Annotated in this window: 14 protein-coding genes and 1 tRNA gene; 4 read left to right on the forward strand and 11 right to left on the reverse strand. The window is 76.4% G+C overall.

Going from position 1 to position 13,727, the window contains the following annotated elements; all coding sequences use genetic code 11:
• Window positions 1-272 precede the first annotated feature (272 nt).
• The 4 genes from nrdI (at window position 273) to AAHH18_RS11235 (ending at window position 4,086) form a co-directional block, all read left to right on the forward strand.
• Window positions 273-707, forward strand: a complete 435-nt coding sequence (gene nrdI, locus AAHH18_RS11220) for a class Ib ribonucleoside-diphosphate reductase assembly flavoprotein NrdI (protein WP_283321977.1) — start codon at window positions 273-275, stop codon at window positions 705-707.
• A 160-nt stretch (window positions 708-867) separates the two neighbouring features.
• Window positions 868-2,010, forward strand: a complete 1,143-nt coding sequence (locus AAHH18_RS11225; protein ID WP_343301683.1) for a DNA polymerase domain-containing protein — start codon at window positions 868-870, stop codon at window positions 2,008-2,010.
• 111 nt (window positions 2,011-2,121) lie between these two features.
• Entirely contained in the window at window positions 2,122-2,832 is a 711-nt protein-coding gene (locus tag AAHH18_RS11230; RefSeq protein WP_343301684.1) for a DUF5701 family protein, read from the forward strand.
• 126 nt (window positions 2,833-2,958) lie between these two features.
• A complete protein-coding gene (locus AAHH18_RS11235; RefSeq protein WP_343301685.1) occupies window positions 2,959-4,086 on the forward strand; it encodes a hypothetical protein in 1,128 nt (375 codons plus the stop codon).
• A 10-nt stretch (window positions 4,087-4,096) separates the two neighbouring features.
• On the opposite strand, the gene AAHH18_RS11240 is transcribed toward AAHH18_RS11235, so the two are convergent.
• The 11 genes from AAHH18_RS11240 to AAHH18_RS11290 form a co-directional block, all read right to left on the reverse strand.
• A complete protein-coding gene (locus AAHH18_RS11240) occupies window positions 4,097-4,942 on the reverse strand; it encodes a sulfurtransferase (RefSeq protein ID WP_343301686.1) in 846 nt (281 codons plus the stop codon).
• 93 nt (window positions 4,943-5,035) lie between these two features.
• Window positions 5,036-5,479: a hypothetical protein gene (locus AAHH18_RS11245; protein ID WP_343301687.1), complete on the reverse strand. Its 444-nt coding sequence runs from the start codon at window positions 5,477-5,479 to the stop codon at window positions 5,036-5,038.
• A 143-nt stretch (window positions 5,480-5,622) separates the two neighbouring features.
• Window positions 5,623-7,050 carry an outer membrane protein assembly factor BamB family protein gene (locus AAHH18_RS11250; RefSeq protein ID WP_343301688.1) on the reverse strand — a complete coding sequence of 476 codons (1,428 nt, stop codon included), beginning with the start codon at window positions 7,048-7,050 and terminating at the stop codon, window positions 5,623-5,625.
• Window positions 7,051-7,091: 41 nt separating this feature from the next.
• Entirely contained in the window at window positions 7,092-7,475 is a 384-nt protein-coding gene (locus tag AAHH18_RS11255) for a DUF898 family protein (RefSeq protein ID WP_283319454.1), read from the reverse strand.
• 306 nt (window positions 7,476-7,781) lie between these two features.
• Entirely contained in the window at window positions 7,782-8,216 is a 435-nt protein-coding gene (locus AAHH18_RS11260; protein ID WP_343301689.1) for a hypothetical protein, read from the reverse strand.
• Window positions 8,213-8,572: a LapA family protein gene (locus AAHH18_RS11265; protein WP_343301690.1), complete on the reverse strand. Its 360-nt coding sequence runs from the start codon at window positions 8,570-8,572 to the stop codon at window positions 8,213-8,215. Before AAHH18_RS11265 ends, AAHH18_RS11260 begins: the two co-directional genes overlap by 4 nt.
• Window positions 8,573-8,847: 275 nt before the next feature.
• Window positions 8,848-8,920 (reverse strand) — tRNA-Thr (locus AAHH18_RS11270).
• A 78-nt stretch (window positions 8,921-8,998) separates the two neighbouring features.
• Complete coding sequence (locus AAHH18_RS11275; RefSeq protein ID WP_343301691.1) at window positions 8,999-10,564, reverse strand: alpha/beta hydrolase; 1,566 nt, start codon at window positions 10,562-10,564, stop codon at window positions 8,999-9,001.
• A gap of 90 nt (window positions 10,565-10,654) precedes the next feature.
• Complete coding sequence (locus AAHH18_RS11280) at window positions 10,655-11,791, reverse strand: DNA polymerase III subunit delta' (protein ID WP_343301692.1); 1,137 nt, start codon at window positions 11,789-11,791, stop codon at window positions 10,655-10,657.
• The gene (gene tmk, locus AAHH18_RS11285) at window positions 11,788-12,438 is read right to left on the reverse strand and encodes a dTMP kinase (RefSeq protein WP_343301715.1); all 651 of its coding nucleotides are present in this window, start codon (window positions 12,436-12,438) and stop codon (window positions 11,788-11,790) included. Before tmk ends, AAHH18_RS11280 begins: the two co-directional genes overlap by 4 nt.
• Before the next feature lie 151 nt (window positions 12,439-12,589).
• Complete coding sequence (locus tag AAHH18_RS11290; RefSeq protein ID WP_343301693.1) at window positions 12,590-13,594, reverse strand: Gfo/Idh/MocA family protein; 1,005 nt, start codon at window positions 13,592-13,594, stop codon at window positions 12,590-12,592.
• Window positions 13,595-13,727 lie beyond the last annotated feature (133 nt).

Raw genomic sequence — 13,727 nt, forward strand, 5'->3', positions numbered from 1 at the left:
GGGCCACGGAGAGTCCGGCGCGGGATCGGAGGGCTCCCCGGACACCTCCGATCCCGCGCGCCTCCCTCCGATCACGGTCGGAGCCTCCGAACGGGGAGAGGTGGGGTGGCGATGGCGGACGGGGAGGGGCCGCAGCGGGCGGGGTGCGGGTTCGGGTGCGGGGCGCCGGGTGCGGGGTGCCGGGTGCGGGGTGCCGGGTGCCGGGTGCGGGGTGCGGGACCTTGGTCCTCCGGGCTGGCGGGGGTGGGCGCGGGAGGGTCGGGAGGGTGAGCGTGCGGCAGACCCCGGTGTACTTCTACTCCAGCAAGTCGGGGCTGGTGCGGTCCTTCGCGGAGCGGCTCGGACGGCCGGTGTTCGACCTGTCGGAGCGCGAGCACCGGCTGGGCGAGGCCGACGGCCCATGGGTGCTGCTGACTCCGTCGTACAAGACGGGCAACGACCGGAACGACACGATCCCCGAGGCGGTGCGCCGGTTCCTGCGCTCGCCGGTGAACCGGCGGCGGATGGTCGGCGTGATCGGCTCCGGCAACCGGAACTTCGGCCGGCACTACCAGATGGCCGCACGCCAGATCGCCGCGAGGTCCGGGCGGCCGGTGCTGTTCGAGTTCGAGATCGCGGGCACGCCCTGGGACGTCGAGGAGTGCCGGCGGATCCTCGCGGACCTGGACGCGGCGCTCGCCCGCGGCGGCGACGAGCCGGCCGCCTGACGACCTCCCCCGCACCCGTCGCGGCGCTGCCCGCCGGGCCGCCCGCCCGCCGACCGCAGGCCCCACCCGCGCACCGCCCCGCACCCCGCCCCGCACCCGCGCGCTCACGCCGGGTCACGTCAGGGGTGCGCGTGTCAGGGGCGGCCCCTACCGTGAGCGGATGAGCCCCTCGAAGGTGCCGGCCGAGGAGATCGAGGTGCGCGGGCGCACCGTGCGGGTCTCGAACCCGGACAAGGTGTACTTCCCCGACCGCGGCCTGACCAAGATGGACGTCGTGCGGTACTTCGTGTCGGTCGGCGACGGCATCCTCGGTGCGCTGCTCGACCGCCCGACGACGCTCGAGCGCTGGCCGCGCGGGTGGTTCGAGGGCGCCCGGCTGTCGACCCGGGCGGACAACAGGGGCGACGCGTTCTTCCAGAAGCGCGTCCCCCAGGGCGCGCCGGACTACGTCGAGTCGACGACGATCACGTTCCCGTCCGGGCGGACGGCCGACGAGGTGACGCCGACGGAGCTCGCGGTCGTCGCGTGGGCGGCGAACCTCGGCACGCTGACGTTCCACCCGTGGCCGGTGACGCGGGCCGACGTCGAGGCGCCCGACCAGCTGCGCATCGACCTGGACCCCCAGCCCGGCACCTCGTTCGACGACGCGGCCCGCGTCGCGCCGCACGTGCGGGAGGTGCTGGCCGAGCACGGCCTGACCGGCTTCCCGAAGACGTCCGGGGGGCGGGGCATCCACATCTTCGTGCCGATCGAGCCCCGCTGGTCGTTCACGCAGTGCCGCCGCGCCGTCATCGCGCTGGGCCGGGAGCTGGAGCGGCGGCTGCCGGGCCAGGTCACCACGCGGTGGTGGAAGGAGGAGCGCGGCGAGGCGATCTTCGTCGACTACAACCAGATGGCCCGGGACCGCACGATCGCCTCGGCGTACTCGGTGCGCCCGAACCGCCGGGCGACGGTCTCGGCGCCGCTGCGCTGGGAGGAGGTGCCGGACGTGCACCCCGACGACTTCGACGTGACGACGATGCCGGCCCGGTTCGCGGAGGTCGGCGACCTGTTCGCACCGCTCGTCGCCCGGACGTCTCCGGCGCCCGGCACGGAGGACGTCCCGGCCGGGTCCCTCGAGGGGCTGCTGGAGCTGGCGGCGCGCGACGAGCGGGACCACGACCTGGGCGACCTGCCGTACCCGCCGGAGTACCCGAAGATGCCGGGCGAGCCGAAGCGGGTGCAGCCGAGCAGGGACCGCGACCGGCCCCGGGAGGCCGCCGGCTCCGACGACGCGCCCGCCGCGGACGGCGCGGACGGCTGAACCCGGGCCCGGGGCCGAGCACCCGGCACCGGCGCCACCACCGGCGCGAGGGAACTCGCCGACCGCGGCGGACGTTGACCCGCTCCCGACCGCCCGTCGAACGGAGCGCCCGTGCCCGTCCCTGTCGTCCCCGCCGATCCCGCCTGGCCGACCGTCGCCGCCGCCGACCGCCGGGCGGACCCGTTCGACCCCGACGCCTCCGCCCGCTCCGAGCTGGACCGGCAGGTCCGGGCCGCGGTCGACCTGGGTCTCGCGACGCTGCACGGGTGGACGGCTGCCGACCTCGCCACGGCGGTCGAGCCGCTGCGCCGGGTCGTCGACGACCTGCCGGCGAGCGCGGTGCCGCCGCAGGACCACGTCCCGTTCGTCCTGGTGCTGGACGGCGGCACGACGCGGGCGAACGCCGCCGTCGCCGCGACCCGCCGCGGACCGCGGCCCGGGGTGAGCGTCATCGACGACGACGAGCTGGCGACCTACCTGCCGCTGCCGGACGCGGTCGCACCCGCCGCGCCGTACCTGCTGACGGACGTCGACACGGGGTCGGAGTTCTGCGGTGTGCCGCCGGAGCAGGCGCTCGTGACGGTGCGGCGGCGCGGCCGCGTGCCGCTGACCATCGCGGAGGGCCTGGCCCTCGTGGCGCTGCGCCCCGACATGCTGCGACCGAACCGGTGCTTCTCGCTCCTGGGGTCGCGCGCGCGGAACCAGCGGGTGCCGGCGGTGTGGATCAGCGCCCGCGCGCCGAAGCTGGGCTGGTGCTGGGACCGCAACCCGCACACGTGGCTCGGGGCGGCGTCCGCGGGAGCGCGGGTGCCCGCGGGCTGACGTGCCGCGGCGGCCGCACCGCCCGGGCCCGCCGCTCGCCGCTCCCCGCTCGCCCGAGACCCGGGCTGCCACGCCCCGGCGCGGCGCCCCTGCCGCCTGGGTGCGTCGCGGCACTAGGTTGCGGGCATGTCGGCCGACTCGCTCACCGACGGCAGCGTGATCGCCGTCGTCCTGGTGCTGCGCCTCGCGGTCCCGCTGCTCATCCCCCGCTTCCCGCTGCCGGCGCTGCTGGCGTCGCTCATTGTCGACGGCGTGGACGGCGGCATCCTGTCCGCGCTGACGGACGTCGGGGTCGACTGGTACCAGTCGTTCGACAAGGCCCTGGACGTCTACTACCTGGCGATCACGTACCTGGCGGTGCGGCGGAACTGGCCGGACCGGTTCTCCGTCGCCCTGGTCGCGGCCCTCTGGTACTACCGGCTCGTGGGGGTGCTGGCGTTCGAGCTCACCGGGGCGCGCTGGCTGCTCCTGGTCTTCCCGAACACGTTCGAGTACGTCGTGATCGCCGTCGAGGCCGTGCGGACCCGCTGGAACCCGCTGCGGATCAGCCGGCGGGCGCTGGTGGTGACCGCGGCGGTGATCTGGGTCGTCGTCAAGCTGCCGCAGGAGTGGTGGATCCACGTCGCGCAGCTGGACGCCACGGACGAGTTCGCGCGGGTGGTCCTCGGGGTCGACCCGGCGGACGGCTGGGCCGCGGGGTTCCGGAACCGGCCGTGGGTCGCGGCGGTCCTGGTCGCCCTGGCCGTGGTCCTCGTCCTGGTGGCGAGGTGGGCGTGGCCCCGGTTGCCGCGCCCGGACTGGCCGTGGCGGTTCGACGCGGACGCCGTGAGCGCGGCGATCGGCTGGGTGCCCGCCGGGAGCCCCGCCCGCGTCCGCACGGACCGGGGGTGGCCGCTCGTCGAGAAGGTCGTGCTGACGGCCCTGCTGACCGTGATCCTCGTGGAGGTCTACCCGGGGCCGGAGCCGCGCCCGGCGCAGGTGGTCGTCGTCGTGGCGCTCGTCGTGCTGGCGAACGCCGCCCTCGTGGCCCGCACGGGCGGCCACGGTCGGGGGCCCGTGACGACGGCGGTGGTCTCGTTCGTCGTGAACGCCGTCGCCCTGGTGCTGCTGACGGCCCTGGTCGGCGGGCGGCGCGGCATCCTGTCCGCCGCGGACGTGCTGTTCTTCGCGTACGTCATCACGCTGGTCGTGGTGCTCAGCGACCGGTACGTGGTGCGGCGCGCGGAGCGCGAGGTCGTGACCGCGGGACCGTGACCGCCGGGCGTCAGCGGGCAGCGGCGTCCTCGCCGGTCGCGACGGGGCGCTCCGGGTCCGCGGACCACTGCGACCACGACCCCGGGTACAGCACGGGCGTCCGCCCGGCCATGACGAGGGCCGCCGCCTGGTGCGCGGCCGTCACGCCGGAACCGCAGTAGACCGCCACGTCGCCCGCGGGCACGCCGAGCGCGGCGAACCGTGCCGTCAGGTCGTCCGCGGGTAGGAACCGCCCGTCGGTGCCGAGGTTCTCGGAGGTCGGCGCGCTCACGGCCCCGGGGATGTGACCCGCGCGCGGGTCGACCGGCTCGACCTCGCCGCGGTACCGCTCGGCGGCACGCGCGTCCAGCAGCACGCCCTCGTCGGCCCACTGCGCCGCGCCGTCGGCGTCGAGCGTCGGCAGGTGCCCCGCGGAGAGCTCGACGTCGCCGGGCTCCACGTCGCGCTCCCCGGTCTCGACCGCCCCGCCCGCCGCGGTCCACGCGGCCAGTCCGCCGTCGAGGATCCGCACGTCCGCCACCCCGGCCCAGCGCAGCAGCCACCAGGCCCGGGCCGCCGACATCGCACCGGAGTCGTCGTAGACGACCACGGGCTCACCCGCCCGCAGACCCCACCGCCGGGCCGCGGCCTGCAGGTCGGCGACGTCGGGCAGCGGGTGCCGGCCGGCCGCGGCGCTCGGGGCGGCGGCGAGCTCGGTGTCCAGGTCCACGTACGAGGCGCCAGGCAGGTGGCCCTCGCGGAACGCCACGATCCCGGGCGGGCCGCCGAGCGTCCAGCGGACGTCGAGCAGGTGGGGCGGGCGCGGTCCGCCGAGCTCACGGGCGAGGTCGGCGGCGGACACGATCACGTCGGGCATGGCGTCACGGTACGTGCGACGACGGGCATCCCGGCAAGGGGGTCAGCGCAGCGCGAACACCACGTCGCCGCCCGGAGGCGGCGCGCCGCGCCGTCAGCCCCGGCGCACCCGCTGCCTCCGGTGCCCCGACCGCCGGGTCAGCGCGTGCAGCAGGTACGACGCCGACGTGCCGAGCAGGATGACGTCCTTGGCGACGCCGACGCCGTCGGGGCTCGGCCGCGGGTCGCGCGGTCCCCGGCGCAGCGACGGCGTCCGCCAGTACATGCCGACGAGGCCGGCCGAGAACGCCGTGAACCCGGCGGCGAGCAGCTTCCGCGGGGCCACCGGGAGCAGCAGACCGGCACCGAGCGCGATCTCCGTGGCCGCGAGCGCCTTCGTGAACGTCACCGGGTCGACGTCGGCCAGGAACGGGTACGCCCCGGCGGCCATGCCGTGGTACCCCGCGGCGGTCTCCTCGTCGGCCGACAGCTTGTCGACTCCCGAGCTGAGGATGTAGGCGCCGGCGCCGAGGCGCAGCGGCAGGTCGCGCACGTCCATGCGGCCTCCAGGGTGGGCGGGCCGGGCCGGTCCCGCGACGGTCGAGCGGGCGGTGGTGCTCCGCGAGCACCACCGCCGACGCTATGACGAGACGGGCACCGGCGCGCGGGCTGCGCGCACCGGGCCGGACGGCGTGCCCGCCGTCAGTGCAGGGCGACGAGGCCCGCGGACCCGTCCCCGACCAGCAGCCCCTGCGTCTGCCACACGGTCTGGACGGTCGGGGGGAGCACGGTCCGCCACACCTCGTCGCCGTCGCGCAGGGCGTACGCCGCGAGCTCGGGGCCGTCCGCACCCTGCTCGGTGCGCAGCAGCACCCGCCCGTCGGTCAGCACCTGCCACGCCGGGCTCTCCCCCGCCCCGGTCGTCCACCGCGCCTCACCGGTCACGGCGTCCACGGCCCAGACGGACTCCGTCCCGCTGCCGTACAGCACGCCGTCGAGCAGCATCAGGTTCACGGTGCTCCCACGGTCGACCTCGCGCTCCCACACGACGTCCCCGGTGTCCGGGTCGACGGCGCGGACGGTCCGCACGGGCGCGCCGTCGCCGAGCAGCACGAGGCCCGCCGCGCTGTCGTCGTCGGGCAGCAGGCTCAGGGGCGCTCCCGGCGCCGAGACCCCGGTCGGGTTCCCGTCGGCGTCCAGCAGCCGGCTGACCCCCTGGTGGTCGGTCGCGACGAGCCGCCCGCCGGTGCCGGGCTCCACGCCGGCGTCGTGGACCTGGACGCGACCGTCGGCGGGGTCGAGCGCCCACACGTCGCGCGAGCCCCACACCATCACGTGGCCGCCGGCCGCCCACACCGCCGGCGCGCTGCCCTCCTGCGCGCGTTCCGGCAGCGTCACGTCCCACCGGGTGGCACCCGACCGCCGGTCGACGCCCGTCACCCGCACCGACTCGGGCCCGCCCGACGCGAGGACGACGAGGTCACCGACGGCAGCCGTCGCGCCGCCGGTGCCCAGCTCCCGGTCGGAGAGGACCGCACCGTCCGCGAGGTCGAGCTCGACGGCCCGCGCCCGCGTCCCCGTCGTGCCGTCCGCCAGCGACACCGGCTCCCCGACCGTGCACCAGACCGTCGGCGGGTCGTCCGTCACCGGCTGCTGGCAGGAGACACCGGCACCCACCAGGGACCCCTCCGGCGTGCGCGCGACCTGCGTGCGCCACCGCTCCGCACCCGTGGCGTGGTCCGCGGCGACCACGGGGACCGAGCCGTCGCCGAGGTACACCGGACCGACCAGCAGCCCGCCGGCCACCGCCGCGCCGCCGTAGAGCACCTGCACCGTGTCGTCGTCGCCCCACGGCGCCGCGTCCAGCGGCGGCACGACCGCCTCCGCCAGGACCCCCTCGACACCGCGGGCCCGCTCCATGCGGTCACGTTCGCGCGCGTCCGTCACGAGCTGCCACCCCACGAGCGCGCAGATCGTGACCACCGGCACCGGCCACCAGCGACGCAGCACCCGCGCCAACCCCGCCCGGCGCCGGTCGACCGCGTCCTGCACCCCCGCGTCGGCGGGGCCGGGGGACGCGCCGGGTCCCGGGAGCTCGACCAGCTCCACGTCCTCCATGCCGCCCGCCACGGCGACAACCTACGGGCCCGGACGACGCCGCGCGTCGACTTTCAGCGCGCGACGTTCACCGTCACGTTCTGCCCCGGCGGCACCTGGCCGTACGGGACGAGCGGCTGGACCGGCGTCGCGAAGTCGGTGTGCTCCCACTTCCACGCCTCGATGCGTGGCCCCACCCACAGCAGGTAGATGCCGAGGGTGACGACGCTCAGCAGGAACCAGGCGATCCACAGGCCGAACAGTCCCGTCGCGCTCCCCGTGAAGACGAGCTGCTGACCGTCGATGCGCGCGTGCTTGGCCCGCCACCGCTGCATGAGCACCACCTGGAACGGGTAGCAGATCCCCAGCGTGAGCGTCGTGATGAGCACCCCGAGGATCGCGGTGCCGACGTAGGTCGCGGCACCCCCGTCGAAGGTGAAGCGGCCGGTGCGGGACATGGGTCTCCTCGTCGTCGTGGTGGAACGTCCGACGTCGTATCGGCTCGCACGGCATGGGACCTGCGCGCACCGGCCGAGATTCGCCCGTTCGGGCGCGTCCACCTCACCGTCGGCAACGGCGGCGACCTCGTGCTCCGCACCGTCGCCGGCTCGCGCCGCGATCAGCCCCACCGCGTGCGCTGCCCGACCGGCGACCACGAGGGGCCCGTCCCCGTCCGCCTCCCGGAGGGTGGCGCGCCGTCTCGCCCGCCCGCCGGCCCCTGCGGCGAACGCCGGGTCATCCCCTCCGGGACGCCGGCTGCTCCCTCACGCGAAGACGATGCGGTCGACCGCCCGTTGCACGTCGACGGCGCGGTCGGACTCGGCGGACTGGCGGACGGCTGCGGCCGCGGCACGCTCGTCGCGCTCTCGTGAGACCGCCTGCCCGATGTCGGCGAGCAGGAGCGTGAGCTCGTGCGCGAGGCCCTCCTCGAGCTCCTCGAGGCTGGTGTGGCCGACGAGCAGGCGCCGGTCCGAGACCTGCAGCGTCACCTGCGGGTAACCGCGCCCGGCGAGCCGCCGCACGGTCTCCGGTCCCTCGATGGCGGTCTTCTCCGGCACCGAGACCTGGCGGGAGAACACGACCGGGACCGTGTACCGCGTCGGTGCCTGGCCCGTGCCGAGCAGCGCGGGCAGCCCGCTGGTGAGGATCGAGGTGAGGCGGAGCGCCCCGCCGGTGGCGAGCTCGCCGTGGGCGGTCACCGCCGCGCTCCGGTCGGGTGCCCGCCGGCTGCTCGACGGCGGAGCTGGCCGATGCGCAAGGAGGCGACGACGAGGACCACGATCCCCACCCCGAGTCCCGCGATGAGCAGGGTCAGCGCGAGCGGCGCGGTGCCGTTCAGGCCGAGGAACGAGACCTCGACCGGCCCGGTGTTCTGCAGCATGAACACCACGAGCGCGACCAGCACGAGGACGCCGAGGCAGATGCCGAACCACGCGGCGCTGGTGCGGGTGCCGGAGGCCCGGGTGCGTGCGGTGGCACCGGGGGCGCGCTGCGCGGGGTCGACGGGCTCACGGTCGCGGGTGGGGGCGGAGTGGGAAGCGGGCTGGACGGGCATGACGCCCTCCGATGCTGGATCCGGGTCGTCGCCTCGCTGGGAGGTCCTCGACACCGGGCTGGTCCCGAGTCTACGCCCCGGCCCGCCAGGCCCTGACCGGCCGGCAGGCACCCCGGAGGGAGGCGCCGGACCGCACCGTCGCCGTCGAGCGGTGGGGCGCCGGCGCCGGATCACGTGGTCCCACCCGTCGACCGACGCGGGCCTGCCGGAGGCCGCGTCGCCCGATACAGCAGAACAGCCCGCGATCACGAGGATCCCGGGCTGTTCTGGGCCTGAGCCGCCTAAGGGAATCGAACCCTTGACCTTCTCATTACGAGTGAGACGCTCTGCCGACTGAGCTAAGGCGGCGCGCCCGCACTTCCGGCGGACGAGCACCGACACTGTACCCGGCGCACGGCGCGTCCTCCAAAGCGGCGGCGCCGGGGGTCAGCAGCGGGTGCCCTCCGCGGGGACGGTGCCGTCGACCAGGTAGGCGTCGACCGCGTCGGCGATGCAGGAGTTCGAGCGCCCGTACGCCGTGTGCCCCTCCCCCTCGTACGTCAGGAGGGTGGCGGAGTCGAGCGTCTGCGCGAGGCTCTCGGCCCAGGCGTACGGCGTCGCGGGGTCGTTCGTGGTGCCGATGACGACGATCGGCGCGGCGCCCGCCGCCGAGTAGTCGTCGAGCCCCCCGGCCTCGGGGACGGGCCACTGCGCGCAGACGATGCCGCCGTAGCCGAAGAAGTAGCCGACGGTGGGCGCCGCGGCCTCGATGTCGGCGGCCTGCGCCCGCATCTGCGCCACGTCCGTGGTGCTGCGGTCGTCGGCGCACCCGATGGACCAGAACGCGGCGGTGGAGTTCGTCGCGTAGGTGCCGTCGGGGTTGCGGTCGTAGTACAGGTCGGCGAGCTGCAGCAGCACGGACCCGTCGCCCTCGGTGAGCGCCGCGTCGAGGCCCATCGTGAGGTAGCTCCAGGAGCCCTCGTCGTACAGCGGCAGCGCGATCCCGCTGAACGCCAGCGTGCCGGTCAGCGGCCGGTCCGTGCCGGTGGGCAGCGGCGACGTCCGCGCGCGGTCCAGCAGGGCCCGGACCTGCGCGAGGCCGTCGTCGACGGAGCCGGTCAGCGGGCAGTCGGCGCCGGCCTGGCAGTCGGCGACGTAGGCGCGCAGGGCGTTCTCGAACCCGACGGCCTGGCCCTTCGAGATCTCCTCGGCGGGCAGCGTCGGGTCGAGCGCGCCGTCGAGGACGAGGCGGCCGACGTGCTCGGGGAACAGCGCCGCGTACGTGGCGCCGAGCTGCGTGCCGTACGAGTAGCCGACGTACGCGAGGGTCTCGTCGCCGAGGACCGCGCGCAGCACGTCCATGTCCTTCGCGGCGCTGACGGTGTCGACGTGCCCGAGCACGGGCCCGGTGTTCTCCAGGCAGGCCGCCCCGAAGTCGCCGTACGCGGCCTCGGCCTGCGCGACCCCCGCGTCCGTCGCGAGGTCGAAGTCGGTGGAGACGAGCGCGTCCATGGCGGGACCGTCGACGCACGTCACCGGGGTGGAGGACCCGACGCCGCGGGGGTCGAACCCCACGAGGTCGTAGCGCGCGACCACCTCCTCCCCGAACCGCGGCAGCGCGATGCCGGAGAGGGCGTCGAGGCCGGAGGCGCCCGGGCCGCCGGGGTTGATGAGCAGCGAGCCGATCCGGTCGCCGGTCGCCCGGTGCCGGTTCACGGCGACCTCGATGGTGTCGCCGTCGGGCTCGCCGTAGTCGAGCGGCACGACGAGCGTCGCGCACTCCAGGTCCCCGCAGGGCTGCCAGTCGAGGTCCTGGTCGTAGATCGCGTCGAGCCCGCGCACGTCCGCGGCCGTCGGCGTCGGCTGCTCGGTGACCTCGGTCTGCTCCTTGGGCCCGACGCACCCGGCGAGCACCAGGGCGGCGACGGCGGCGAGCGCGGCCACGCGACCGCCGCGGCGGGCGGCCCGGCGAGCGGGCGCGGAGGGGCTGGGGAGCGGCGAGGCGGGTGTCACCGGACAACCGTAACGGCCGCCCGGCGCCCGCAGGCGCGTCGTCCCCAGGCCGGTCACGCGCGGGTTGCGCGCCCGCGCCCCCGCCCGGCGTCAGGCCTGCGGACGCAGGGCGATCATCATCGCCTCGACCGCGAGCAGCGGTGCCACGTTCCCCTCGAGCCGGGTGCGCGCCTCGGAGACGGCGTCCATGCGCCGCACCGTCTGCTCCGGCGTCGAGGACGCGGCCAGGGCCCGGGCGGCGTCCTCGTGCTCGGCGTTGACCAGGTGCACGTCCGCGCCGAGCTGGATCACCAGCACGTCGCGGTAGAACGACAGCAGGTCCACCATCGCGCGGTCCAGCACGTCGCGCTGCGCCCGCGTCGCGCGGCGCTTCTGCTCCTCCTCGAGCTGCCGCACCTGCCCCCGCAGCGCCGGGGGGATCGCGGTGAGCCCCTCCGCGCCCAGGGACCGCAGCAGCTCCTGGCGCTCGCGGGCGTCGCGCTCCTCCGTGGCGGCCTTCGCGTCGGCCTGCGCCGTCTCGACCAGCTCGCCGGCGGCCAGCACGGCGTCCCCCACGCCCCGGACCCGCGGGGCGATGCGCAGCACCGCCGAGCGCCGCGCCCGGGCCTCCGGGTCGCGGGCGAGCCGCCGGGCCACCCCGACGTGCGACTGGGCGGCCCGGGCGGCGACCAGCGCGGTCGCGGGGTCGATGCCGTCGCGCCGGACCAGCAGGTCGGCGACGTCCTCCACCGGGGGCACGCGCAGCGCGACGGACCGGCTGCGGGAGCGCAGCGTCACCAGCACGTCCTGCGGGCTCGGGGCGCACAGCAGCCACACGGTGCGCGGCGGCGGCTCCTCGATGGCCTTGAGCAGCACGTTGCCGGAGGTCTCGTTGAGCCGGTCGGCGTCCTCGACGACGATCACCCGCCAGCGGCCCTGCGACGGGGCCCGCTGGGCGAGCTCGACCAGGGGGCGCACGGTGTCCGCGCGGATGACCACGCCCTCCGTGGCGACGAACGTGACGTCCGGGTGAGTCCCGGCCAGCACCGTCGCGCACCCGGGGCTGCGCGGGTCCCCCGAGGGGTCCTGCAGCGCCGCCGCGAAGGCGCGCGCCGCGTTGGAGCGCCCCGACCCCGGCGGCCCGGTGAGCAGCCACGCGTGCGTCATGCGGGTGGGGTCCTCGGCGGCCTCCCGCAGCACGCGGACGGCCGGCTCCTGCCCGACGACGTCGTCCCACACGGTCGTCACGGCGCCACCTCGGCCGCGGGGGCCGGTACGCCGAGCAGCGCCGCGACCCGGGTGCGGACGTCCGCCGCGATCGCCTCGACCGGCCGGTCCGCGTCCAGCACGAGCCAGCGGCCGGGGTCGGCCGCCGCCCGCGCCAGGAACGCCTCGCGGGTGCGGCGGTGGAAGTCGTCCCCCGCGCTCTCCAGCCGGTCCGGCCGGTCGGGCCGCGCGTGCAGCCGGCGCAGACCCGCCGCGGGGTCGAGGTCGAGCAGCACGGTCAGCCGGGGCAGCAGGCCGCCCGTCGCCCAGAGCGAGAGCCGCTCCACCTCGTCCGCGCCGAGGTCCCGCCCGGTGCCCTGGTACGCCACGGACGAGTCGAGGTAGCGGTCGGTCACCACGACCTGCCCGGCCTCGAGCGCGGGCCGGACCAGCGAGGCGACGTGCTGGGCGCGGTCGGCCGCGTACAGCAGCGCCTCGGTGCGCGGGTCGACGTGCCCGCCGTGCAGCACCTCGCGGCGCAGCACCCGGCCCAGCTCCGTGCCGCCCGGTTCCCGGGTCAGCACGACGGTGAGCCCCAGGCCCTCGAGCCACTCGCCGAGCAGCCGGGACTGCGTGGACTTGCCGACGCCGTCGCCGCCCTCGAACGACACGAAGAGCCCGCCGGGCACGACGCCGTCGACGGGCCCGGCGGGCGCCTGCCCGGGGCCGGGGCTCGACGACGGGGCAGCGGGGGCCGCGGGCGGCTCGGGCAGCGTCACGGGCGCCAGGGTATCCACCCGCGCCCACACCGCCCGACCCGCCGGCGGCGGCTGCGGCGCCTCACTCGCCGGGGTAGGCCACCCCGACCTGCGCGCGCACCTCGTCCATGGTGCGCAGGACGGCCAGCGTGCCCGCCCACGACATGCGCGGGCTCTCCGTGGCGCCCTCCGCGACGCGGCGCGCCACCTCGGCGGCCTCGAACTGCAGCCCGTGCGGCGTCGGCTGGCTGAACTGCCAGGTCCGCCCGTCGCGGCGCTGCACCCGGAACGACGTCGGCGCGTAGAACGAGCCCTCGACGACGATGCTGCCCTCCGTGCCGGTGATCGCGGCCGTGGTCGGCGTCTTCGCCCACAGCGTGGTGTGCAGCACCGCCTGCGTGCGCTCCCCGTACTGCAGGACCATGCCGATCTGGCCGTCGACGCCGGTCGCGGTGAGCGTGCCCACCGCCCGCACGGAGTCCGGGACGCCCAGCAGGTCGTGCGCGAACGACACCGGGTAGACGCCGAGGTCCAGCAGCGCCCCGCCCGCGAGCGCCGGGTCGTACAGCCGGCTCGCCGGGTCGAACGCGAAGTACTGGCCGTGGTCGGCCTGCAGCGTCACGACCTCGCCGATCTCGCCGGAGTCGATCACCTGGTGCAGCGCGGCGACGTGCGGCAGGAACCGCGTCCACATCGCCTCCATGACGAACACGCCCGCGGCGCGCGCGGCCGCCAGCACCTCCTCGGCCTCGGCGGCGTTGCGGGTGAACGCCTTCTCGACCAGCACGTGCTTGCCTGCGGCGATCGCCAGCAGCGCGTGCTCGCGGTGCTCGGAGTGCGGGGTGGCGACGTACACGGCGTCCACCTGCGGGTCCTCGACCAGGTCCCGGTAGCCGACGTGCGTCGTCGGGATGCCGTGCTGCGTGGCGAACCGCTCGGCCTTCACGCGGTCCCGGGAGCCGACGGCCACGAGCTGGGCCCGGGTGGCGGAGCGGACGGCGGCGGCGAACGCTCCGGCGATGTTGCCGGCGCCGAGGATCCCCCATCGGATCGGCGGCGCGGTGCGCGGGTCTTCGACGAGTGTCATGCCCGCGACAGTAGCGTCCGGCCTCCCAGGTCGGGACCGACGTCCCCGTGCCGCCGCCGGGCCGCGTCCGTACGGTGGACGTGTCGGTGGAGCCCCCGGGCCGGCACGACGGCCCTCCCGCCGGCGCACGACC

The sequence above is a fragment of the Cellulomonas olei genome, assembly GCF_039548315.1.
Classification (GTDB): Bacteria; Actinomycetota; Actinomycetes; order Actinomycetales; family Cellulomonadaceae; genus Cellulomonas.